This is a genomic window from Vibrio maritimus (genome assembly GCF_021441885.1).
GTDB lineage: Bacteria > Pseudomonadota > Gammaproteobacteria > Enterobacterales > Vibrionaceae > Vibrio > Vibrio maritimus_B.
In genome coordinates this window covers 641,071-661,815 of sequence record NZ_CP090438.1, presented here as the reverse complement: position 1 = coordinate 661,815, position 20,745 = coordinate 641,071, and the positions used below count along the sequence as shown (strand labels likewise).

Here is a 20,745-nt window from a genome sequence, read left to right as displayed (position 1 = left end):
TTGCAATTTGGTTGTGCAAGCATCAATATGAACCAATCAGTAATTTCTTAGTACTTTTGCACTTTTATGGACGGTTCACTGTTTTCGTTTAGGAATTTTTTGCGTTTGGTTGCCTTGTGCTTGATTGCGGCGATGGTGTTTTTTATTACCAGTAACAGCGTACTGATCAGCAAGGGAAACGAGCGCATTCAAGCTAACCAATTAGAAGTGCTCTCAAAAGTACTTATCTCGCAAGCCTCAAAGTCGGCAAGGCAGATGCTTATAGACCAAGACCAAGAGCGTCTCGGTGCACTGACGAATCAGCTGTCCAAAGAACGCCTGGTTCTAGATGCGACAGTTTATGATTCTGAAGGGGTTAAAGTTGCGTCGAGCAACAATGCTCAGACGGTTCGTGAAGTATTGGGGCTCGATACCCCACTATCGACTGCCAGTATCGGACGCCAGCAACTGGTCGAGCCTATCATTAACGATAATACGATTATTGGCTTTGTTCGTATTACCTTTGAAACCGGCAAAGTAACGGCGATTTCAGATCACCACTACAGAAAAAGTGACCGCTTTATGTATATGATGATCCTGATGAGCTTCTTGTGCGGCATCTTGCTAATGGTACTGCTTAGACGGCAATCGAAAGACAAAGGCGAAAACCTACTTCTCAAGCAGCCCTAGATTTCTTAAGCAACCATTGACTTCTTAAGCAACCATAGAATACAAAAAGGCCTCGCAATTGCGAGGCCTTAAACTATCTAAGAAAACGTGCTTATTCAGCGTCACCCAGAAGTACTGAGTCCAGTGCAATTTCCATCATTTCATTAAACGTTGTTGCACGCTCGTCTGAAGTGGTTTGCTCACCCGTTTTGATGTGGTCAGAGACAGTACAGATAGCCAGCGCTTTCGCACCGTACTCGGCTGCAACGCCGTAGATACCCGCCGCTTCCATCTCAACACCAACAATGCCGTACTTGTCCATAACATCGAACATTTCTGGATCCGGTGTGTAGAACAGCTCAGCAGAGAAAAGGTTACCCACTTTCACATTAATGCCACGTGCTTTAGCCGCCTCTTCTGCATTCTTCACCATGTGGTAGTCAGCGATGGCTGCGAAGTCATGATCTTTAAAGCGAATACGGTTTACTTTTGAGTCAGTACACGCACCCATGCCGATCACTACGTCACGTACTTTAATGTCTTCGTTCACCGCACCGCAGCTACCAACACGAATAATCTTCTTAACACCAAAGTCTTTAATCAGCTCTGTCACGTAGATTGAGCATGAAGGGATACCCATGCCATGGCCCATCACAGAGATACGACGACCTTTGTAGGTCCCTGTGTAGCCGTACATGTTACGAACATCACATACTTGTACTGCATCATCCAAGAATGTGTCAGCAATGTATTTTGCGCGAAGTGGATCACCTGGCATCAATACTACGTCAGCAAAATCACCCATTTCCGCGTTAATGTGAGGAGTCGCCATTGTTATTTCCTTTACGTTGTTCGTTATCAATTCTGAAAAATGGTTTAAACGAGTTAAGAGCAAGCTAACTTGCTCTTAACTTACTGTCATTACAGGAAGTTCTTTCCGTAGTCCATTGAGGATGTACCAAAGTAGCTCGCAAGACTTTGACCAATATCAGCAAAGCTTTCACGTAGCCCCAAAGAACCTGCAGGTACTTTCTCACCATAAACGATGACTGGGATATGCTCGCGAGTGTGGTCGGTACCTTGCCATGTTGGATCACAGCCGTGGTCTGCCGTCAGAATAAGCACGTCGTCTTCTTGCATTAACTCGATCACTTCGTGAATACGAGAATCAAAGTATTCCAGCGCTGCAGCGTAACCGGCAACATCGCGACGGTGACCGTACGCTGAATCAAAATCGACAAAATTAGTGAAAACAATCGTGTTATCACCTGCCTCTTTGATCTGCTCTTTGGTTGCTTCAAACAGTGCTGGAATGCCTGTCGCCTTCACTTTCTTAGTGATGCCGCAGTTGGCATAGATATCAGCAATCTTACCGATGGACACGACCTGGCCTTGCTTTTCATCAACCAGTTTAGACAGCACAGTTGGTGCTGGCGGTTCGACAGAAAGGTCGCGACGGTTACCAGTACGCTCAAATTGACCTTTGCCAGGACCAATAAATGGACGAGCGATAACACGACCGATGTTGTAGTCTTCAAGCTCTTCACGAGCGATCTGACAAAGCTCAAGTAGGCGTTCTAAGCCAAATGTCTCTTCGTGACATGCAATCTGGAATACCGAGTCCGCAGAGGTATAGAAGATAGGTTGCCCTGTCTTCATATGCTCTTCACCAAGATCATCCAAAACCTGAGTACCAGAGGCATGGCAGTTACCAAGGAAGCCGTCAATACCTGCACGCTCTAAAATGCGATCTGTTAGCTCTTTAGGGAAGCTGTTCTCTTTGTCTGTGAAGTAACCCCAATCAAACAATACTGGTACACCGGCAATTTCCCAGTGGCCAGATGGTGTATCTTTACCCGAAGACAGTTCAGCAGCGTGGCCGTAAGCACCAATGACCTCGACGTCATCACGCAAACCAGCTGCAAGTGCGCCCGTTGACTCTTTATGGGCCATAGCCAAGCCTAACTTGGATAGGTTTGGCAACTTCAACTCACCGCTACGTTGTTCGTTGTCTGCCAGACCTTTCGCACACTGCTCAGCAATATGACCCATGGTATCTGAGCCCACATCACCAAACTTATCGGCATCCGCTGTTGCGCCAATACCGAAAGAATCTAGAACTAAAATAAATGCACGTTTCATAACTTCTCTCCACCCTTATGCTAGATCTTCCGCACGAATATGGCGGTATACACAAGGGGTTTCTGTATAAACTGTATCACCAACGGTGATGGCGGCTTTCAGCGCGTCTGCGGCTTCTTGCCACTGCGCTTCATTGCGAGCATGGATAACAGCAAGCGGCTTGTCTGCACTTGCCTTTTCACCAAGTTTGATGAATTGATCGAATCCAACCGCATAATCGATAGTATCTGTTGCTACGCGACGTCCACCGCCCATACCAACGACAGCCATGCCAATCGCACGTGTGTCCATCGCTGAGACAATACCGTCAACATCAGCAAACACTGGCTTAACGATCTCTGCCTTCTCTAGGTAATTATCGTAGTTAGCAACAAAGTCTGCTGGACCACCTAAACCTTTCACCATCTTGCCAAAGCACTCAGCGGCTTTGCCGTTATTGAGTACCTCATTAAGCATCACTTCCGCTTGCTCGGTATCGCTTGCCAGCTTACCAAGTACCAACATCTCACTGCACAGAGCCATCGTCACTTCGTACAAGCGAGGGTTGCGGTATTCACCAGTCAAGAACTGTACGGCTTCACGCACTTCCACCGCATTGCCCGCCGAGGATGCCAGTACTTGGTTCATATCAGTGAGGATCGCAGTCGTGTTTGTACCCGCGCCGTTTGCCACTGCAACAATTGAGTTTGCAAGCTCTTCTGATGCTTCGTAGGTTGGCATAAAGGCGCCAGAGCCGACTTTTACGTCCATCACTAGAGATTCTAGGCCCGCAGCCAACTTCTTCGACAAAATAGACGCTGTAATAAGCGAAATGTTGTCAACCGTCGCCGTGATATCACGTGTCGCGTAAACGCGCTTATCAGCTGGTGCGAGATCGCCGGTTTGACCGATAATTGCGACACCCGCTTCCTTCGTTACGTCACCAAATACCTCATTAGTCGGGGTAATGTTGTAGCCTGGGATAGCTTCAAGCTTATCCAGTGTGCCGCCTGTATGGCCAAGACCACGACCTGAAATCATAGGAACGAAGCCACCACAAGCTGCAATCATTGGACCAAGCATTAGCGAGGTAACATCCCCCACGCCACCGGTTGAATGCTTATCGACAATCGGACCGCCAAAATTCATATGGCTCCAGTCGATAACCATGCCAGAATCGCGCATGGCACAAGTCAGCGCAATGCGCTCTGGCATGGTCATTTCATTGAAGAAGATGGTCATCGCAAATGCTGCAATTTGACCTTCCGATACCGTGTCTTTCGCAACACCTTGAATGAAGAAGTTGATCTCTTCCGCGCTCAGTTCGTGACCGTCGCGTTTTTTACGAATAATTTCTTGAGGTAAATACATTAGTGCCTCCACAGCGAAGTGCTGAAGTACAAAATAAGTGTAGGGTAGAAGTTGCGGGCGTGTGGATGGTTTAGATAGGCGTTTTATACCCCCTCTAACTCCCCCTATATTAGGGGGAGAACCTCGGGCTCGCTCCTATCGTCGCGTCGCCTATATTTTTGAATATAGGGCGATGCGCTAGCGAGCCAGTGGTTCCTCCCCTTAGTAAGGGGAGGCTAGGAGGGGTCAGGTCAATCGCGAAACCCCAAATCCCGCAAAGTAACTTAGTAAGCGCTTGGATCCGCCGTCTCGTCAGTTACTTCTAATGTATTCAATAGGTTGGTCAGTAAGCTTGATGCACCAAAGCGGTAGTGCATGTTGTCTGCCCAGTCTGCGCCTAGGATTTCGTCTGCCATTGCTAGGTAAGCAGCCGCGTCTTCCGCAGTGCGCACGCCACCAGCTGGTTTGAAACCAACGGTCTTAGCAACGCCCATATCGCTAATCACTTCTAGCATCATGCGAGCGTACTCTGGAGTCGCGTTAACTGGCACTTTACCTGTAGAGGTTTTAATGAAGTCAGCACCTGCTTTGATACAGAGTTCTGATGCTTTCTTAATTAGAGCTTCTTCTTTTAGCTCACCGGTTTCGATGATAACTTTCAGAAGAATATCGCCACACGCTTCTTTACACTGTTTCACTAGCTCGAAACCTACTTCTTCGTTGCCAGCGATAAGTGCGCGGTATGGGAACACCACGTCTACTTCATCTGCGCCGTAAGCAACTGCAGCCTTGGTTTCTGCTACTGCGATTTCAATGTCGTCGTTACCGTGTGGGAAGTTAGTCACCGTCGCGATACGTACATCTGGTGTACCTTGCTCACGAAGGGTTTTCTTAGCAATAGGAATAAAGCGAGGGTAAATACAGATCGCAGCTGTGTTACCCACAGCCGTTTTCGCGTCATGACATAGTGCGATCACTTTCTCGTTAGTGTCGTCGTCATTTAACGTGGTTAGATCCATAAGTTTTAGTGCACGTAGAGCTGCTGATTTTAAATCGCTCATTTCTATCTCCGGTCAATATATTCAATTAATTACCTGACAAACACGTCAGCAATAAATGAACGGACTTGGTTCCTTGAAGACTCGGCTCGGCAAATTCGCTGCCTCACCAATTGCTATCCCTGTCACCGCACAGTACCTGCTCGTTTAGATCACCTGATTCCTATCTGTGGTGAGAACTGGCTCTGGCTGAATAACTCATCAATTGTCTGTGTCATTACCTTAAACACACGATGAGTTACTGAGTAGCCTATACAGTATAGGAGTGATCTCAAAAACGGTAGTACCGATTAAAACGCAAACGGTTTGTATCTCAAAAAAGTTCCGTTGTCCATCATTCATCCCTTATCCCAAAAGGACTATTGAGGTTTTCTGGCCCCCAAAAACCAAAAAAGCCCCGCAGCAATTTCTTGCTACGGGGCGATTTAATACGGCGTCTATATACTAATTACCTTAACGCGAGCAATTACATGCCAGCAAGGCTTAGACAGAAACCAGCAATCGTTGCTGCCATCAAGTTAGATAGCGTACCTGCGATTACTGCTTTCACACCCATGCGAGCGATATCACCGCGACGCTTAGGTGCAAGGCTACCCAGACCACCTAGTAGGATTGCGATAGAAGAAAGGTTCGCAAAACCACATAGAGCGAATGAGATGATTGCTTTAGTTTTCTCAGAAAGAACAACTGGAGCTGCTTCACCTAGGTATGGTGCGAAGTTCGCGTATGCTACGAATTCGTTCGCAACCGTCTTCATACCGATGAACTCACCAGCGATTGTCGCTTCAGACCATGGCACACCAAGTAGGAATGCTAGTGGTGAGAAGATCCAACCTAGAATCATTTCTAGACGTAGCTCAGGCATACCAACCCAGCCACCGATGCCACCAAGCATACCGTTAACTAGAGCGATAAGACCGATGAATGCGATTAGCATTGCACCTACGTTCAGCGCTAGTTGAAGACCTGCAGATGCACCGCCCGCTGCTGCGTCGATAACGTTAGCTGGCTTGTCTTCACCTTCAGCTTGCATGCTGTGTAGTTGTTCTACTGGCTCGTCCGTTTCAGGCTTGATGATCTTAGCGAATAGAAGACCACCAGGTGCTGCCATGAAAGATGCTGCTACTAGGTACTCGATTGGCACGCCCATAGAAGCGTAACCTGCAAGTACACCACCAGCGATAGAAGCTAGACCACCACACATTACCGCGAATAGCTCAGATTGAGTCATCTTAGGTACGAAAGGACGTACAACTAGAGGTGCTTCGGTTTGACCTACGAAAATGTTAGCTGCTGCTGACATAGATTCCGCACGAGATGTACCTAGCGCTTTTTGCAGACCGCCACCAAGAATCTTGATAACCCACTGCATTACACCTAGGTAGTAAAGTACAGAAATTAGCGCAGAGAAAAAGATTAGTGTAGGTAGTACACGGAAAGCGAAGATGAAACCGCCGCCGCCGAATACTTCAAACATCTTGTCAGAAACAAGACCACCGAATAGGAATGACGTACCGTCGTTACCGTAGTTAATCACGCTAGATACAGCGTCAGAGAAGCTACGTAGGATCTCTTGACCCCAAGGTACGTAAAGAACGAATGCACCTAGTGCAAATTGGATAGCAAATGCGCCAGCCACAGTTCTGATATTAATAGCTTTGCGGTTATCCGATAGTAGTACTGCGATTGCAATAAGCACTACCATACCAACCAGGCTCATAAACAGGCTCATAGTTTATGACTTCCTTATATAATAAATTTGGCGTGTAACAAAAATTGAAGCTCAAAAGCGGGGGCGATTATACAAACCCACAGAAAAGAAAGTAGTACCCCCCTCACACTTTCGTTCTGAACACATGGGAGATACACTGAGATTTGTGATCGATCTCACAATTGAGCTCTGCAAACGTTTTCGAATTCACAATTTAAGTCAATTTTAATCACAAAATTTAAACGTAGATTTGCTATTGACATCCAATTGTGAGGCAACCGTTTGCTCGGATTCATTTCTCAACTCAATTAAAGAAGATAGCACCAAACTTATCATTTTAGGCTCATTAGGACTGCCCTGATAACCACTTAATGGCATATCAGGTGCGTCTGTTTCTATTAACAAACTTTCCAAAGGCAAAGCCGCTATCGTCGCGCGTGTTTTCTTTGCTCTTTCGTAGGTAATGACACCGCCTACGCCAATTTTTAAACCCAGTTTTACGAAGTCCATCGCTTGTTGCAGACTGCCACTAAAGCCATGTACAACTCCGCCATATTTCGGCTGAGTTTGTTTAAGTAATACCACAAGGTCTTGATGAGCCTTTCGACAATGGAGTAATACTGGCAACTTGCAGTGGTTGGCTAACTTTATCTGAGCTTCTAGAACCTGCTTTTGAAAGGCTTCACCTACACGACCCTGATAAAAGTCGAGCCCGCACTCGCCAATCGCCACACATTTTTCTGGAACCTGTTCCTCAACCCGTTGAGCGAGTCGCTCGAGACTGCTTTTCGTAACACCATCCAAAAACTGCGGATGAAAGCCTAATGCATAATGGATCTGGTCGTAGTCTGTCGAGAGCTTTCTAATTCGCTCCCAATTCGCTTCATTGATCCCAGGGACAACAATTTTCTGTACACCAGCGCTCTTCGCATCGAGAAGTACCTGTTGGATCTCTTTTTTATCCGCAAGTAGATCGAGATGACAGTGACTATCTATCATCGCGGTTGGGCTCTTTTTTGTATGGAACGCAGCTGCGTTTGTTCTCTGGAGTGAGACCGAGAGAGGCACACCATTCGTCATACTTCTTTAGCCATTTCTTCATTAACTTCAACATCATGACTCCAAAAAAAAGGTGTAATCGATTGCAGCATTTAGCGCGTCGCGCCACGCTATACAAAGGATAGCTGCAATAGTTAGAGTTTTGTCACTAAGTTGTGACTTATACCTCAATGCTGCCATGCAAAGCGTTTTTTTTGCACAAGCAAACGATAAAATGGCACGCATTGTTTGTAAACTGTTCGGTTTGCTTGTGGCTGGCCAGATCATGTTTTTACAAACGACTACTTTCTAGGCAAGTTATTTTGGATACGCCTAGCCTATCGAATCGTCAATGATGCCCCATCATTCGACACTATAAGGGAATTGATCGTGAAAAAAACTATTCTAAAAATGTCTGCACTCGCAGTGGCAGTTACTTCATTTGGTGCATTCGCAGCAAAACCAGCAGTGGTTTACGATACAGCCGGTAAATTCGACAAATCATTCAACGAAGCCGTGTTCCAAAATGGTGTAAAAGTCTTCAATGCAGATAAAGGCATTAAGGTACGTGAATTTGAACCACAGAATGAAGCACAGCGCGAACAAGGTCTGCGCCGTCTAGCGAGCCGTGGATTCACACCAATCGTTGCTGTTGGCTTCAACATGGCTTCAGCGGTAGAAAAGGTTGCCACTGAATTCCCAGACATTCAATTCACGATCATCGACATGGTGGTTGATAAGCCAAACGTGCAATCTATTGTATTTAAAGAGCATGAAGGTTCATTCCTAGTCGGCGCACTTGCCGCTAAAGCATCAAAAACTGCGAAGGTTGGCTTCGTAGGTGGCATGGACATTCCGCTAATTCGTAAGTTTGAGTGCGGCTACCGCCAAGGTGCGAAATACGCAAACCCACAAATCGAAACCTTCCAAAACATGACAGGCTCTACGCCAGCAGCATTTGCTGACCCAGCGAAAGGCTCTGAGCTTGCTAAATCTCAGTTCTCTAAAGGCGCGGACGTTATCTACGCAGCAGCAGGCGGCACAGGTATGGGTGTTTACCAAGCAGCGAAAGATGCGGGCAACTTAGCTATCGGTGTTGACTCAAACCAAAACCACCTACAACCAGGCACTATGCTGACGTCAATGGTTAAGAAGGTAGGCGTTGCCGCTTACAACACGTGGGAAGAAGCTGAGCAAGGTAACTGGGAAGCAGGCATCAAGGTGCTAGGTCTTAAAGAAGGTGCGGTTGAGTGGGCATACGATGACTACAACAAAGATCTAATCACACCAGAAATGAAAGAGTACCTAGACGGCCTTAAAGCTGACATCGTATCAGGCAAGATCGCCGTTCACGACTACATGTCTGACAACACGTGTAACATCTAACCTCATACACTCAGAATGAAAACCTATGTTGTAGTTATTTATCAATAACCTAGGTTCAAATATAACAACGCCGCTGCCTAAAAACAGCGGCGTATAATTATAAGGCAGTATCTAGTGACACATGGACAATCTATTGCCATCGAACTCAAGCAGATCGATAAGCGATTTGGCGCGGTGCACGCCAACAAGTATATCGACCTGAAAGTTCCACAAGGCACGATTCACGGCATCATTGGTGAAAATGGTGCAGGCAAGTCCACTCTTATGAGTATTATTTACGGTTTTTACCACGCAGATGCAGGCGAGATGACCGTCAATGGCGAACGTTATAAGCCAGCGAACTCTCAGGAAGCGATCAAGGCAGGCATCGGCATGGTGCACCAACACTTTATGTTGGTGGAGACTTTTACCGTACTCGAGAACATTGTTCTCGGCGCTGAAGATGGATGGAAGCTACAAGAAAGCCTTGGCAAAGCTAAGAAGAAACTCAAAGCACTGGCCGAAGATTATGGCTTGGAGGTCCCTTTAGACGCCATAGTTGGCGAGCTTCCGGTAGGTCTTCAACAGCGAGTGGAGATCTTAAAGGCGCTCTATCGCGGCGCGAAGATCTTGATCCTCGATGAGCCAACGGGCGTGCTGACACCTCAAGAAGCGGATCACCTATTTAAGATCCTCGACAAACTGCGCCAGCAAGGCACCACCATTATGATCATCACGCACAAACTGCGTGAAGTATTGGCGATCACCGATAACATCTCCGTCATGCGCCAAGGGGCGATGGTGGAACATGTGGTCACCGCCGACACCAATAAAGAGCAACTGGCTGAGCTGATGGTAGGACGCAAAGTTCGCCTCAAAGTCGATAAGTCAGAAGCCAATCCGAAGAAAGAGCTGATTAAAGTCGATAACTTACAGTACTTTGATGACGCAGGCGTCGAGCGCGTGAAAAGCGTGAGCTTTGGCGTGCGTCAAGGTGAAGTGGTCGGTATTGCCGGCGTATCTGGCAATGGGCAATCCGAGATCCTCGCCCTGCTTTCCGGCATCATCCAGCCTTATTCGGGCAGCATTGACATTAACGGCAGCCACATCGATAAGCACACCGTGCTTGATCCGCAGCAGGTTCGCGCGATCGGCGTCGGTCATATTCCTGAAGATCGCCACAAGCAAGGACTCATCAACAAGTTCGAGGCGCAAGAGGCCTATATCCTTGGCTACCATCACCTGCCGCAATACAACAAAGGTCTTCTGCAAGACAAGCAGGCCATCAAGGAGAGCTGTCAGGCGAGCATGGATAAGTGGGATGTGCGCCCTAACGACACGACTTTGAAAACCGCTAACTTCTCCGGTGGTAACCAGCAAAAGCTAGTGATTGCCCGTGAAATGGAACAAAACCCGGATGTGCTTTTGGTCGGACAGCCGACTCGTGGGGTTGATATCGGCGCTATTGAATACATCCACCAGCAGATCATCGCAGCGCGTGATGCCGATAAAGCCGTACTTTTAGTCTCGGTAGAGCTCGATGAAATATTGAGCCTTTCTGACCGAATTCTTGTCGTGTTCGATGGCGCGATTGTCGGCGAAGTGTCAATCAAAGATGCCGATGAGAAAACCCTAGGTCTTATGATGGCAAACATCATGCCTGACCACCTTAAATCGGCAGCGGCCAATCAGCCACAAGGAGAAAGTGCATGAGCCAAGCAAAAGTTCCAGCTTGGGTAACCGTGGCTCTGCTACCAGCGATTAACGTGCTGGTGGCATTCCTAGTGTCTGCCCTGCTGTTTATGTATATCGACATCAATCCGATTGATGCTGCAAAAGTGATGTGGACGGGTGCCTTTGGTTACGCCGAGGGCTTTGGCTACACCATGTATTACGCCACAGGCTTTATCTTTACCGGACTTGCTGTCGCCGTCGCGTTTCACGCGGGTCTGTTTAACATCGGTGGCGAAGGTCAGGCCTACATTGGCGGTCTCGGTGTGGGGCTTATCTGCCTCACCTTAGGCGAATATGCCCCTTGGTATTTTGTGTTTCCGGTAGCAATTGTTGTCGGCGGCCTATTTGGTGCAGCGTGGGCGTTTATCCCTGCTTATCTACAAGCCAAACGGGGCTCTCACATCGTTATCACCACCATCATGTTCAACTTTATCGCCTCTTCTTTGATGGCGTACTTGTTGGTCGATATCCTCAAGCCAGAAACCACCATGGCAACAGAAAGCCGGGTCTTTGCGGCTTCAAGTTGGCTACCAAAGATGCATGAGATCCTCTCGGTCGTTGGGATTGAAATGGCACCAAGCCCAATGAACCTGAGCTTTATCTTTGCTCTTTTGTGCTGTGTGTTTGTGTGGCTACTGATGTGGCACTCACGCTGGGGCTACGAGATCCGCTCTGTGGGCTCTAACCCATCGGCAGCTAACTACGCAGGCATCAAGTATGTGAAGATCATCATCTTGACCATGCTTATCTCAGGCATGTTGGCGGGCTTCTTTGGCCTGAACGTACTTCAAGGTGAGCTACACCAGATCAAACTGAACTTCGTTGAAGGCTTTGGCTTTACCGGTATCGCCGTTGCACTGATGGGTCGTAACCACCCAGTGGGTGTACTGCTCGCAAGCTTATTGTTCGGCTTCCTATACCAAGGCGGTGCGGAGCTAAGCTTTGAGTACGGTGTTGACCGAAACATCGTTGTGGTACTGCAAGGCTTGGTGATCCTATTCTCTGGCGCACTTGAGCATATGTTCCGCCCATCTCTAGAGAGAACCTACCTCAAACTGTTCGGCAAGAAGCAAGCTGAGCAACAAGCAGAGAAAGGAGTCGCTTGATTATGTTTGAAACGATTATTCTCATGCTTGATGCCACGCTACGTGTGGCAACCCCGCTTATCCTTGCCTCGCTTGCCGGTATGTTTTGTGAACGCTCGGGTATCGTTAATATTGCCCTAGAAGGTAAGCTTCTGGCTGCTGCATTTGCGGGTGCTGCGACGGCACATGTCACAGGCTCCGCTTGGCTCGGTTTATTTGCGGGTGTTGGCGTGTCGGTATTACTTGCGTTACTCCACGGCTTTGCCTCGATCACCCACCGCGGCGATCAGGTCGTCAGTGGTATGGCAATCAACATCCTCGCTGCTGGCCTCACCATTACGCTTGGTCGTCACTGGTTCCAACAAGGCGGTCAAACACCAGCACTTTCAGGCGATGCGCGATTTGCGCCTATCACCTTCCCAGGTGCTGATGCGGTAGCGGATGTGCCTGTTCTAGGTCTCCTTTACTCAGAGCTTATCAGTGGCCACTCGATTCTGGTTTACATGGTGGTCTTCATCGTCCCAGCTTGTTGGTACCTACTGTTTAAGACGCGCTTTGGACTTCGTCTACGCGCTGTGGGTGAATCACCATCAGCCGTTGATACCGCAGGTATATCAGTAGTTCGCATGCGTTATGCTGCGGTCGCTATTTGTGGCGTGTTAGTTGGTATCGGCGGCGTTTACTTGTCCGTGGCACAAACGGCGCAGTTTATTCCAAACATGAGTGCGGGTAAGGGCTATATGGCTTTGGCGGCGCTTATCTTTGGTAAGTGGCGTCCGTTTACAGCAATGGGTGCATGTTTGCTGTTTGGCTTCTTGGATGCATTGGCGATTCGTATGCAGGGTGTATCGATTGGTGACTTCCCAATTCCTGTACAGGCGATTGAGGCGATTCCGTATGTGTTGACGGTGTTCTTGTTGGCTGGGTTTATTGGTAAGGCGGTGGCGCCTAAGGCGATTGGGGTGCCTTATACTAAGGAGCGTGAGTAGCTAACGCTTCGCGTTTTTTATTCTCTCTAACATCGAGTACAAAAAAACCGCTCAATCGAGCGGTTTTATTTATTCAATCAACCAGTATTAGTGCTCACGCGTCGCGCGGAACTTAATATCTGGGAAACGCTCTTGCGCTAGGTTTAGGTTCACCATAGTCGGTGCAACGTAGCTTAGGTTGTCGCCACCATCCAGCGCTAGGTTGGTTTGGTTCTTGCGCTTGAACTCTTCGAGCTTCTTATCGTCGTCACACTCAATCCAGCGTGCTGTTGCGACGTTAACGCTCTCGTAGATCGCTTCCACGTTGTACTCAGATTTCAGACGCGCAACAACCACGTCAAACTGAAGTACACCAACCGCACCAACGATCAGGTCGTTGTTTTGTAGTGGGCGGAATACCTGTACTGCACCCTCTTCAGATAACTGAACCAGACCTTTCAGAAGCTGCTTCTGCTTCAATGGATCTTTTAGGCGGATACGACGGAACAGTTCCGGTGCGAAGTTTGGAATACCAGAGAACTTCAGTGATTCACCTTGAGTGAAGGTATCACCAATCTGGATAGTGCCGTGGTTGTGAAGACCGATGATATCACCTGCGTACGCATTTTCTGCGCGCGCACGGTCACCCGCCATAAAGGTTACTGCGTCAGAGATGCTGACGTTTTTACCAGTACGAACGTGGTTCATCTTCATACCTTGCTTGTAGGTACCCGATACGATACGCATGAAGGCAATACGGTCACGGTGTTTAGGGTCCATGTTTGCTTGGATCTTGAACACGAAACCAGAGAACTTGTCTTCTGTCGCTTCAACGTCACGCTCGTTTGCTTGACGAGTTTGTGGCGCTGGCGCCCACTTAGTCAGACCATCTAGCATGTGGTCAACACCGAAGTTACCAAGAGCGGTACCGAAGTAAACTGGCGTCAGTTCACCTTTTAGGAATGACTCAAGTTCAAACTCAGGGCATGCGCCCATTACTAGCTCAAGCTCTTCACGTACACTTTCAGCAAGATCAGCGCCCACTGCTTCATCAAGATCTGGGTTATCAAGACCTTTGATGATGCGTACTTCTTGGATTTCGTGGCCGTGACCTGATTCATAAAGAATCGTTTCATCGCGGTGGATGTGATACACACCCTTAAACTCTTTACCACAACCAATTGGCCAAGAGATTGGCGCACACATCATGCCAAGTTCACTTTCTACTTCGTCCAATACTTCCATTGGGTCACGAACGTCACGGTCGAGTTTGTTCATGAAGGTAACGATAGGCGTATCGCGGAGACGGGTAACTTCCATCAATTTACGAGTACGATCCTCGACACCTTTCGCCGCATCGATAACCATCAAGCAAGAGTCAACCGCCGTCAGTGTTCGATAGGTATCTTCCGAGAAGTCTTCGTGCCCTGGGGTATCAAGAAGGTTCACCAAGCAGTCGTTGTATGGGAACTGCATCACGGAGGTTGTTACCGAGATACCACGCTCTTTTTCCATTTCCATCCAGTCCGATTTTGCGTGCTGTGCACTGCCACGGCCTTTTACTGTGCCTGCTTTCTGAATCGCGTTTCCGAACAACAGTACTTTTTCAGTAATGGTGGTTTTACCCGCATCCGGGTGAGAGATGATCGCAAAAGTTCTGCGCTTAGAAACTTCTTGCTGAAATTGAGGATTTGACATGAATCTCGATCTTCTTGGTTTGTAGAATAGCGTTTGAGAGTATTGGCTCAACCACTACTCGAAGGCGTCGAAAAAATAATGGGCGCTATTTTCACCGATCTGGCTGTGATTCTCAATCACTAGTTTTGACAAGGTCTCATCTAGCCCTCATCTCTGCCAGTAAGATACCTAGCCTTTTGAGTAACAACCAGTAATACACTGCGTCCATTGCCTTCAAATCGATATAGTCCAACACAGCAGAGAGCCGATACCTAAGCCCTAATTGTTCTTCAAATCAGTGCATTAGGTATCAGTTCTAGTTTTGAAAATATTATGAGGTTTGATTATGACCATATTTAGGCCATGGTACTTGGCACAGATGTCCGTTGGTGTCGTTCAGTGGGTTGGTATTGCCCTTATGTTGACACCGCTCATTATTGAGCGAACAGGCAGCGGGGCTCTAATGGGTACGGTAATGTCGCTGGTCGGTCTGTTTGGTGTCTGCGCACCCTTGATTGGTTGGCTGGCAGACAAATACTCCATTCACCGCGAGCTGCAAAAGGTGGCGCTGTTTTCCCACCTAACCTCACTCATTCTGCTCTACTTTGCTGGCACCACAAGCTACATGTATATTCTGGTTGGACTCAGTATTGGTATTGGCACCGTCACACAGCTTGTGCTCAACCCTGCCTTTGTACTCAATGCACTCAATGAACAAGATCAAAGCCGTGGGTTAAGTCGGTTATTTCAAATGCAGTTTTTTGGCATTGTGGTCGCTGGTAGTTTAGTTGGCTTGGTATCACTTTTAGGCTGGAGCTCTGAGCAGCAATTGCTGCTATTGATGATGCTTGTCGTGGTTTCGATCATCACCGTGTTTATCTCGCCTCCTCCACGAATCACCACAAGCGGTGAATCTGAAGACAGCGTTCAAGCTACTTCAAAAAGTGCCAGTACTCTTGCTTTCATAGTGTTTCTCGTGACCGTGTTCATTTCGATGTTCACCTCAAGCAACCTGATGGAAACGGGGCCTATCATCATAAAAGAGGTGTTTAATGTAGACCTCGGGCACTCCGCCTTTGGCCTTGCTGCTTCAGCCGTAGTTACGATGCTACTACTTGAACCAGCGGGACGTTACGCGCAGAAGTTTGGGTCTTATGTTGTCTGGATGGCAGCTTTGGCTTGCTATGCCGTAACCTCAATAGGTTTATGGCTAGCGGTCGATACTGGCGTGTCGAGCTTGGTCCCTATCCTACTCATTATGCTGATGATGCAGGCAATCTCTTGGTTTGATATGGCTATACCCGCGATTGCTGAGTCACTTAGCCCAAGCTCACCGGCGCTGACACAAGGGTTACTATTGTTTGCAATGGCTGGGGGTTTTGGTGCGGGCACCTTTATCGCAGGTCAATTAATAGAGCTAAACGGGTTTGTCTCGGTGGTTAACTATTGTGCAGGCAGTATTGTGGTTACACTGATACTCGCGGGGGTAACCTTACTTCTCAAGAAAAAGTAGCTTTAGCAAGCCCACGTGATGTGGGCTTCTCCAACCACTATAACTGCCACGCATGCCCGACAGTAATGTAATACGCCCACTCCTCTGGACCTTTCGCAGCATCCACACCTACCCGCATATTAAGCTGTCTTGCAACAAGGTATCGGAAGCCTCCACCGACGACACTCTGATACTCTGCATCGGAGAAGCTTTGCCCATCTTCAATGGCTTTACCGGTTCCAGTAAATCCGATGATTGACCAACGAGGTGTAATGTCATAGCGCGCCTCAAGCTCAGCCAATGCCATATCCTGCCCTTGATAACGCATGGCGGCAATACCGCGCATATTAATAAAAGGTCTTGCGTAGTATGGCGCATCGTCTGTAACCGTTTGGTAATCCCCTCTGACGCCGATAATGAGATCATCTCGAACAGGGGCGAAATAGTTCACCTGTGCACGAGCTTTTGTGTAGTCGACGTCGCCACCAAATGCCGTATTGTGGAAGTCAGCACTTAGCTTAGCTTTTAGCCCATCATTAGGCGTAAAGATGGTATCCCGACTGTCATAGGTAACCTTAAGCTCGACACCTGCGTCCTCTAAATCAAAATCGATTGGCGGAATATTTGGGATCGAGCCGCCTAAATCGAACGTACTTTTTGAAGAAAGAATCGAGTACTTAGCACCAACAAACCAATCGCTGCCCGCAACTCGATAGTCAATGTCCTGCATGAAATAGAGACCATCGATATTAAAATCAAACGGGGTATCGACAACGTAGTATTTGAGGTTGAAAGAGCCATAGAACAAACCACCTTGGTAGCGCCAAGTGTCTTCTTGCCATGAACCAAAATGGAATGCGCCGGTTAGCCAAGAGCCATTCTCGGTTGCCGCCGCTGCCACTGCCGTGACACTTGGCGGCAAACCCACCACTTCGTCGGGGTTATCTTCTCTAAGCTGTTTGCGCTTCTCAGATTCATGGAAAAACAGTAACGCTGCACCACCACCAGCGCCAACGGCTGGGTCAGTAATAATGATGGGCACAGGCATAAAACCCACGGCGTTATCCAGCACCCATTTACTCGCATCAAACATTCCATCCTTGGGATCAATAAACTGTCCCATCGCTCCAACATTTGACGAGACACACAAGGCTGAAATCGCTGCCAGAATTATCCTATTATTCGTCTTTTCCATGACCTCTCCCCACGCGTAAAAACGCACAGCATTAGTGGATATCAATCGTTACATAATAATCACGTTTAGATAACAAAAGCCACTGAGTTGGCGGCACTTTTTAGTAAAAATCTCAGCCTGTCGGCTCGCTGTAAGCATTCAGCTCGTCTATAGTTACTGATGATAAGTCTATGGTTTAGATTATTATTTTAACGGCGTGCATACTTTTATATTGGTATGAGTAGCGAGTGATATCTAGTTTTTAATCAAGAAGTGAACTCGTTACTATTTTTCAATGTCCTAAAGTGGCAGAATACGCAGATCCTACAAAGAGAGAGTTACCAACGGTGTCAGAACAAGCTCCATTAGATATTCGAATCGAAGAAAATCAAGCCCGTGTGAAAGATCAACTCAATCGAATTCTTTCCAGCAAAGCATTCGACCAAAGCCCTAAGATGAAGCAGCTCCTCTCTTTCGTTGTAGAGCAAACTTTGGCGGGTAATGGAGATCGCTTAAAGCAATTTACGATTGCTACCGAGGTCTTTGATCGTGATGCTGATTTTGATCATCAAGCAGACCCAATTGTTCGAATTCAAGCGGGTCGCGTCCGACGCACTCTCGAAACGTATTATTTAACGGAAGGGGTTAATGACCCATTGGTACTGTCGATCCCTAAAGGTCGCTACAGCCCTCTCTTTACCCCTCAGGTTCCACAGGCCGCTCGTCAATCAACAACTCTGGCGCAAATGGTTGGCGAGACCAATAAATCTCTTAATCCAACCATTACTGTACTGCCATTTTTGTCTCTATCAGATGATGCTGAAAAACGCTTCTTTGCAGAAGGCTTTGGTGAAGAGCTCGCCACTGAGCTTGCTCGCTTTGACATGCTAAAAGTTGTCTCGATGCATGCCCTTGGTGATACCAATATTGACCCTCGCACGTCCGCAGATGTGAAAGGTCTTGGTGAGAAGCTCAATGTATCGTTTATTACATCAGGTACTATGCAGGCCCTTGGCAACAAGGTACGCATCTATGCCAAGCTGTATCGCACCGACAGCGGTGAGCAAGTCTGGGCTGAAAAGTACACCTGTGACCTCGCCACTGAAGACCTATTCTCTGTTCAAGACGACATCATCGCCGAGATTGTTGCTGAGCTTGCGTCTAGCTTTGGAATTATCCATCGTGAAATCTATGCGAGCTGCAATCAGAAGAAGATTGAGCACTTATCGACTTATGAAGCTACCCTGCGCTATCGTCACTACCTAATGACGCTGACAGAAGATACCCACCTTCAAGCCATGCAAGCATTGCTTAGCGCGGTACAGAACGAGCCTGATGTGGCGCTGCTTCACTCTATGCTCGCGGTTCTGTACTTTGATGCCGAGATGCTCGGTATGGGACAGGTCGACAACGCTGTTGAAACTGGTCTGAACCACGCTCGTCGCGCGGTAGAGCTAGAGCCAAGCAACCAAGAAGCACAAATGGCAATGCTGATGGCGCATCAGTTGAAAGACGACGTTAACGGCATTATAGAGACCGTCGACAAGGTATTGGATATCAACCCGAATGCGGCTTATCAGATTGGTTTGTGTGGCTGGGCATTGTGCATGGCAGGCGAATTCGAACGAGGCCTAGAGCTGATTCGCAGCTCTAAAGAGTTGAACCCGTTCCGTCCACCTTGGTTCTCGATTGCCTCTGTGGTGTATAAGATCATGCAAGATGACTTTGACGGTGCTGAGAAGTCGGTCAGCAAGCTATCGCTACGTCGTCTATTTTGGATCCCGATGCTCAAAGCGGTCATCCAAGTCTACAAGGGTGAGTTTAAACAAGCTCAAGCAAGCTACAAAGAAATGCTGCAAATCCGCCCTGACTTCGAGGGTAATGAAGAGCGATATTTGGGTGCCTTTATCTCAAGCCCGGCAATTAAAAACAAGCTACTTGAAGCCCTCGAACGTTTATAAAAAGTTAGAATCAAAAAGAGAGCCGATTGGCTCTCTTTTCTTATAGTTTGATGGCTGTGAATTCCGAATTAGTCGTACAAAGCGTCGTCGTAGATCTCTTCAGCTAAGTACTCATCTTCAATTTCTTCTTCGACTATCTCTTCGGCGATGTACTCTTCTTCAATATACTCTTCCGCCAGATATTCCTCTGCAATGATCTCGTCTTCAACGATCACATCCGTTGCCACTTCACAAGCACCCTCATAGTAAGCACCATCAATAGCACCACCGACCGCGCCAGCACCGCCGCCAATCACAGCGCCAGTTTTCGCACCATCACTGCCATCAACAATACCACCAACAATCGCACCGGTAATCGCACCATCGACGGCACCGACAACAGCGCCTTCCGCTTCTTGATCGCAATAATAAGCAAAAGTACTTGAGCTGAGCATCAATAGGCATGCTCCTAAAAGTAAACGGGTTTTATTCATAAATAAGCTCCAAATTATTGTGCTAGTTGGTTCTTGTGCAATTTGATCTCTGTGCGAGCTGATCACTGTGCGAGCTGATTGTAGGCATCAATACTCATGCCGGCGCTGAAACCGCCGTCAACACCAATTGATTGGCCATTCACAAAGCTACTGTCTTCCGATGCTAAGAAATGCACCACCGCGGCGACTTCTTCTGGCTGCGCGATACGACCAAGTGGGACGGCGCGCTTCTCCATGCGAAGTTGTGGCTCGCCACCGGACGTGTGCGCACGCGGGGTATCGACAGAGGTAGGGCATACGGCGTTGACACGTATTTGCTTGGTACCAAGTTCAAGTGCTGCTGTTTGAGTAATACCCAAAACCGCCCACTTTGAGCTAGCAAGCGCCCCTAGGTATGGCACGCCCTGTGTACCGGCAACCGATGCAATATTGATAATACTGCTGCCTTTTGGCATGTAAGGTACAGCGTGTTTGATCGTCAAAGCCGTACCCAACGCATTCACTTCAAAGTTGGCGTTGTACTCCGATTTCTTCGACTCCATGATGGTGCTGTAGCCATTGGTCGAGCCAGCACAGTTCACCAACACGTCAATCTGGCCATAGCGCTCGAACGCAATCGCCATGAGCTCGCTTAGCGAGAACTCATCGGTCACATCGGCATAGACATAGTGCGCCTCCAACGTCTGCAGCGCCGGCTCGTTCGCATTGACACCGGCGATCACCAGTTTTGCGCCTGCATTGATTAAACGCTTAGCAATCGCCTCTCCGATACCTGATGTTCCACCGATCAATACAACGACTTTATCGGTAAGCTGAAATGGCATAGACATTATGCGTCCTCATGGATTTAACTCGGTTAGAATTTCACTGTGATTCAGTGTAACGACTCT

Annotated in this window: 18 protein-coding genes; 7 read left to right on the top strand and 11 right to left on the bottom strand. The window is 47.9% G+C overall.

Features of this window, described 5'->3' with window-relative positions:
- Positions 1-66 precede the first annotated feature (66 nt).
- On the top strand, positions 67-669 hold the full coding sequence (locus LY387_RS03010; RefSeq protein ID WP_042473628.1) for a YtjB family periplasmic protein: 603 nt from the start codon (positions 67-69) through the stop codon (positions 667-669).
- Between the two features lie 91 nt (positions 670-760).
- Here the strand turns inward: LY387_RS03010 and deoD are convergent, their stop codons facing one another.
- From deoD to LY387_RS02975, 7 genes are all read right to left on the bottom strand, one after another.
- Positions 761-1,480 (bottom strand): purine-nucleoside phosphorylase, encoded by a 720-nt coding sequence (deoD, locus tag LY387_RS03005; RefSeq protein ID WP_042473625.1) that lies wholly within the window; start codon positions 1,478-1,480, stop codon positions 761-763.
- Between the two features lie 89 nt (positions 1,481-1,569).
- On the bottom strand, positions 1,570-2,790 hold the full coding sequence (locus LY387_RS03000) for a phosphopentomutase (RefSeq protein ID WP_128648299.1): 1,221 nt from the start codon (positions 2,788-2,790) through the stop codon (positions 1,570-1,572).
- Positions 2,791-2,805: 15 nt separating this feature from the next.
- Positions 2,806-4,140 carry a thymidine phosphorylase gene (gene deoA / locus LY387_RS02995; protein WP_234495268.1) on the bottom strand — a complete coding sequence of 445 codons (1,335 nt, stop codon included), beginning with the start codon at positions 4,138-4,140 and terminating at the stop codon, positions 2,806-2,808.
- Between the two features lie 263 nt (positions 4,141-4,403).
- A complete protein-coding gene (deoC, locus tag LY387_RS02990) occupies positions 4,404-5,180 on the bottom strand; it encodes a deoxyribose-phosphate aldolase (RefSeq protein WP_234495267.1) in 777 nt (258 codons plus the stop codon).
- A 463-nt stretch (positions 5,181-5,643) separates the two neighbouring features.
- Positions 5,644-6,909 carry a NupC/NupG family nucleoside CNT transporter gene (locus LY387_RS02985; RefSeq protein WP_234495266.1) on the bottom strand — a complete coding sequence of 422 codons (1,266 nt, stop codon included), beginning with the start codon at positions 6,907-6,909 and terminating at the stop codon, positions 5,644-5,646.
- A gap of 204 nt (positions 6,910-7,113) precedes the next feature.
- Positions 7,114-7,887 (bottom strand): TatD family hydrolase, encoded by a 774-nt coding sequence (locus LY387_RS02980; RefSeq protein ID WP_234495265.1) that lies wholly within the window; start codon positions 7,885-7,887, stop codon positions 7,114-7,116.
- On the bottom strand, positions 7,877-8,002 hold the full coding sequence (locus tag LY387_RS02975) for a DUF5363 family protein (RefSeq protein ID WP_128648315.1): 126 nt from the start codon (positions 8,000-8,002) through the stop codon (positions 7,877-7,879). The genes LY387_RS02980 and LY387_RS02975 overlap by 11 nt, the downstream gene beginning before the upstream one ends.
- Before the next feature lie 314 nt (positions 8,003-8,316).
- Between LY387_RS02975 and LY387_RS02970 the strand changes: the two genes are divergently transcribed.
- The 4 genes from LY387_RS02970 to LY387_RS02955 all read left to right on the top strand — a co-directional run bounded on the left by LY387_RS02970 (position 8,317) and on the right by LY387_RS02955 (position 13,099).
- Positions 8,317-9,312 (top strand): BMP family lipoprotein, encoded by a 996-nt coding sequence (locus tag LY387_RS02970; protein ID WP_234495264.1) that lies wholly within the window; start codon positions 8,317-8,319, stop codon positions 9,310-9,312.
- A gap of 114 nt (positions 9,313-9,426) precedes the next feature.
- Positions 9,427-11,004, top strand: a complete 1,578-nt coding sequence (locus tag LY387_RS02965; protein WP_234495263.1) for an ABC transporter ATP-binding protein — start codon at positions 9,427-9,429, stop codon at positions 11,002-11,004.
- Positions 11,001-12,131: an ABC transporter permease gene (locus LY387_RS02960; protein ID WP_234495262.1), complete on the top strand. Its 1,131-nt coding sequence runs from the start codon at positions 11,001-11,003 to the stop codon at positions 12,129-12,131. The genes LY387_RS02965 and LY387_RS02960 overlap by 4 nt, the downstream gene beginning before the upstream one ends.
- Positions 12,132-12,133: 2 nt before the next feature.
- A complete protein-coding gene (locus LY387_RS02955; RefSeq protein ID WP_234495261.1) occupies positions 12,134-13,099 on the top strand; it encodes an ABC transporter permease in 966 nt (321 codons plus the stop codon).
- Between the two features lie 87 nt (positions 13,100-13,186).
- On the opposite strand, the gene prfC is transcribed toward LY387_RS02955, so the two are convergent.
- Positions 13,187-14,776, bottom strand: a complete 1,590-nt coding sequence (gene prfC / locus LY387_RS02950) for a peptide chain release factor 3 (RefSeq protein WP_234495260.1) — start codon at positions 14,774-14,776, stop codon at positions 13,187-13,189.
- Positions 14,777-15,101: 325 nt separating this feature from the next.
- Here prfC and LY387_RS02945 point away from each other — a divergent pair, with 325 nt between their 5' ends.
- On the top strand, positions 15,102-16,268 hold the full coding sequence (locus LY387_RS02945; RefSeq protein WP_234495259.1) for an MFS transporter: 1,167 nt from the start codon (positions 15,102-15,104) through the stop codon (positions 16,266-16,268).
- 37 nt (positions 16,269-16,305) lie between these two features.
- On the opposite strand, the gene LY387_RS02940 is transcribed toward LY387_RS02945, so the two are convergent.
- On the bottom strand, positions 16,306-17,442 hold the full coding sequence (locus LY387_RS02940) for a BamA/TamA family outer membrane protein (RefSeq protein WP_234495258.1): 1,137 nt from the start codon (positions 17,440-17,442) through the stop codon (positions 16,306-16,308).
- A 326-nt stretch (positions 17,443-17,768) separates the two neighbouring features.
- On the opposite strand from LY387_RS02940, the gene LY387_RS02935 reads away from it, so the two are divergent.
- On the top strand, positions 17,769-19,382 hold the full coding sequence (locus LY387_RS02935; protein ID WP_234495257.1) for a FlgO family outer membrane protein: 1,614 nt from the start codon (positions 17,769-17,771) through the stop codon (positions 19,380-19,382).
- Positions 19,383-19,450: 68 nt separating this feature from the next.
- On the opposite strand, the gene LY387_RS02930 is transcribed toward LY387_RS02935, so the two are convergent.
- Together LY387_RS02930 and LY387_RS02925 are read right to left on the bottom strand one after the other, a co-directional pair.
- Positions 19,451-19,855 (bottom strand): hypothetical protein, encoded by a 405-nt coding sequence (locus LY387_RS02930; RefSeq protein ID WP_128648295.1) that lies wholly within the window; start codon positions 19,853-19,855, stop codon positions 19,451-19,453.
- A 62-nt stretch (positions 19,856-19,917) separates the two neighbouring features.
- Positions 19,918-20,685, bottom strand: coding sequence for an SDR family NAD(P)-dependent oxidoreductase (locus tag LY387_RS02925; RefSeq protein ID WP_042473607.1), 768 nt, complete (start codon positions 20,683-20,685; stop codon positions 19,918-19,920).
- Positions 20,686-20,745: the final 60 nt, after the last annotated feature.

Coding starts and splice junctions, on each gene's coding strand:
- deoA (WP_234495268.1), bottom strand. CDS start 4,140: ATGTATTTACCTCAAGAAATTATTCGTAAAAAACGCGACGGTCACGAA.
- prfC (WP_234495260.1), bottom strand. CDS start 14,776: ATGTCAAATCCTCAATTTCAGCAAGAAGTTTCTAAGCGCAGAACTTTT.
- deoD (WP_042473625.1), bottom strand. CDS start 1,480: ATGGCGACTCCTCACATTAACGCGGAAATGGGTGATTTTGCTGACGTA.
- LY387_RS02980 (WP_234495265.1), bottom strand. CDS start 7,887: ATGATAGATAGTCACTGTCATCTCGATCTACTTGCGGATAAAAAAGAG.
- LY387_RS02985 (WP_234495266.1), bottom strand. CDS start 6,909: ATGAGCCTGTTTATGAGCCTGGTTGGTATGGTAGTGCTTATTGCAATC.
- LY387_RS02925 (WP_042473607.1), bottom strand. CDS start 20,685: ATGTCTATGCCATTTCAGCTTACCGATAAAGTCGTTGTATTGATCGGT.
- LY387_RS02975 (WP_128648315.1), bottom strand. CDS start 8,002: ATGTTGAAGTTAATGAAGAAATGGCTAAAGAAGTATGACGAATGGTGT.
- LY387_RS02960 (WP_234495262.1), top strand. CDS start 11,001: ATGAGCCAAGCAAAAGTTCCAGCTTGGGTAACCGTGGCTCTGCTACCA.
- LY387_RS03010 (WP_042473628.1), top strand. CDS start 67: ATGGACGGTTCACTGTTTTCGTTTAGGAATTTTTTGCGTTTGGTTGCC.
- deoC (WP_234495267.1), bottom strand. CDS start 5,180: ATGAGCGATTTAAAATCAGCAGCTCTACGTGCACTAAAACTTATGGAT.
- LY387_RS02940 (WP_234495258.1), bottom strand. CDS start 17,442: ATGGAAAAGACGAATAATAGGATAATTCTGGCAGCGATTTCAGCCTTG.
- LY387_RS02945 (WP_234495259.1), top strand. CDS start 15,102: ATGACCATATTTAGGCCATGGTACTTGGCACAGATGTCCGTTGGTGTC.
- LY387_RS02930 (WP_128648295.1), bottom strand. CDS start 19,855: ATGAATAAAACCCGTTTACTTTTAGGAGCATGCCTATTGATGCTCAGC.
- LY387_RS03000 (WP_128648299.1), bottom strand. CDS start 2,790: ATGAAACGTGCATTTATTTTAGTTCTAGATTCTTTCGGTATTGGCGCA.
- LY387_RS02955 (WP_234495261.1), top strand. CDS start 12,134: ATGTTTGAAACGATTATTCTCATGCTTGATGCCACGCTACGTGTGGCA.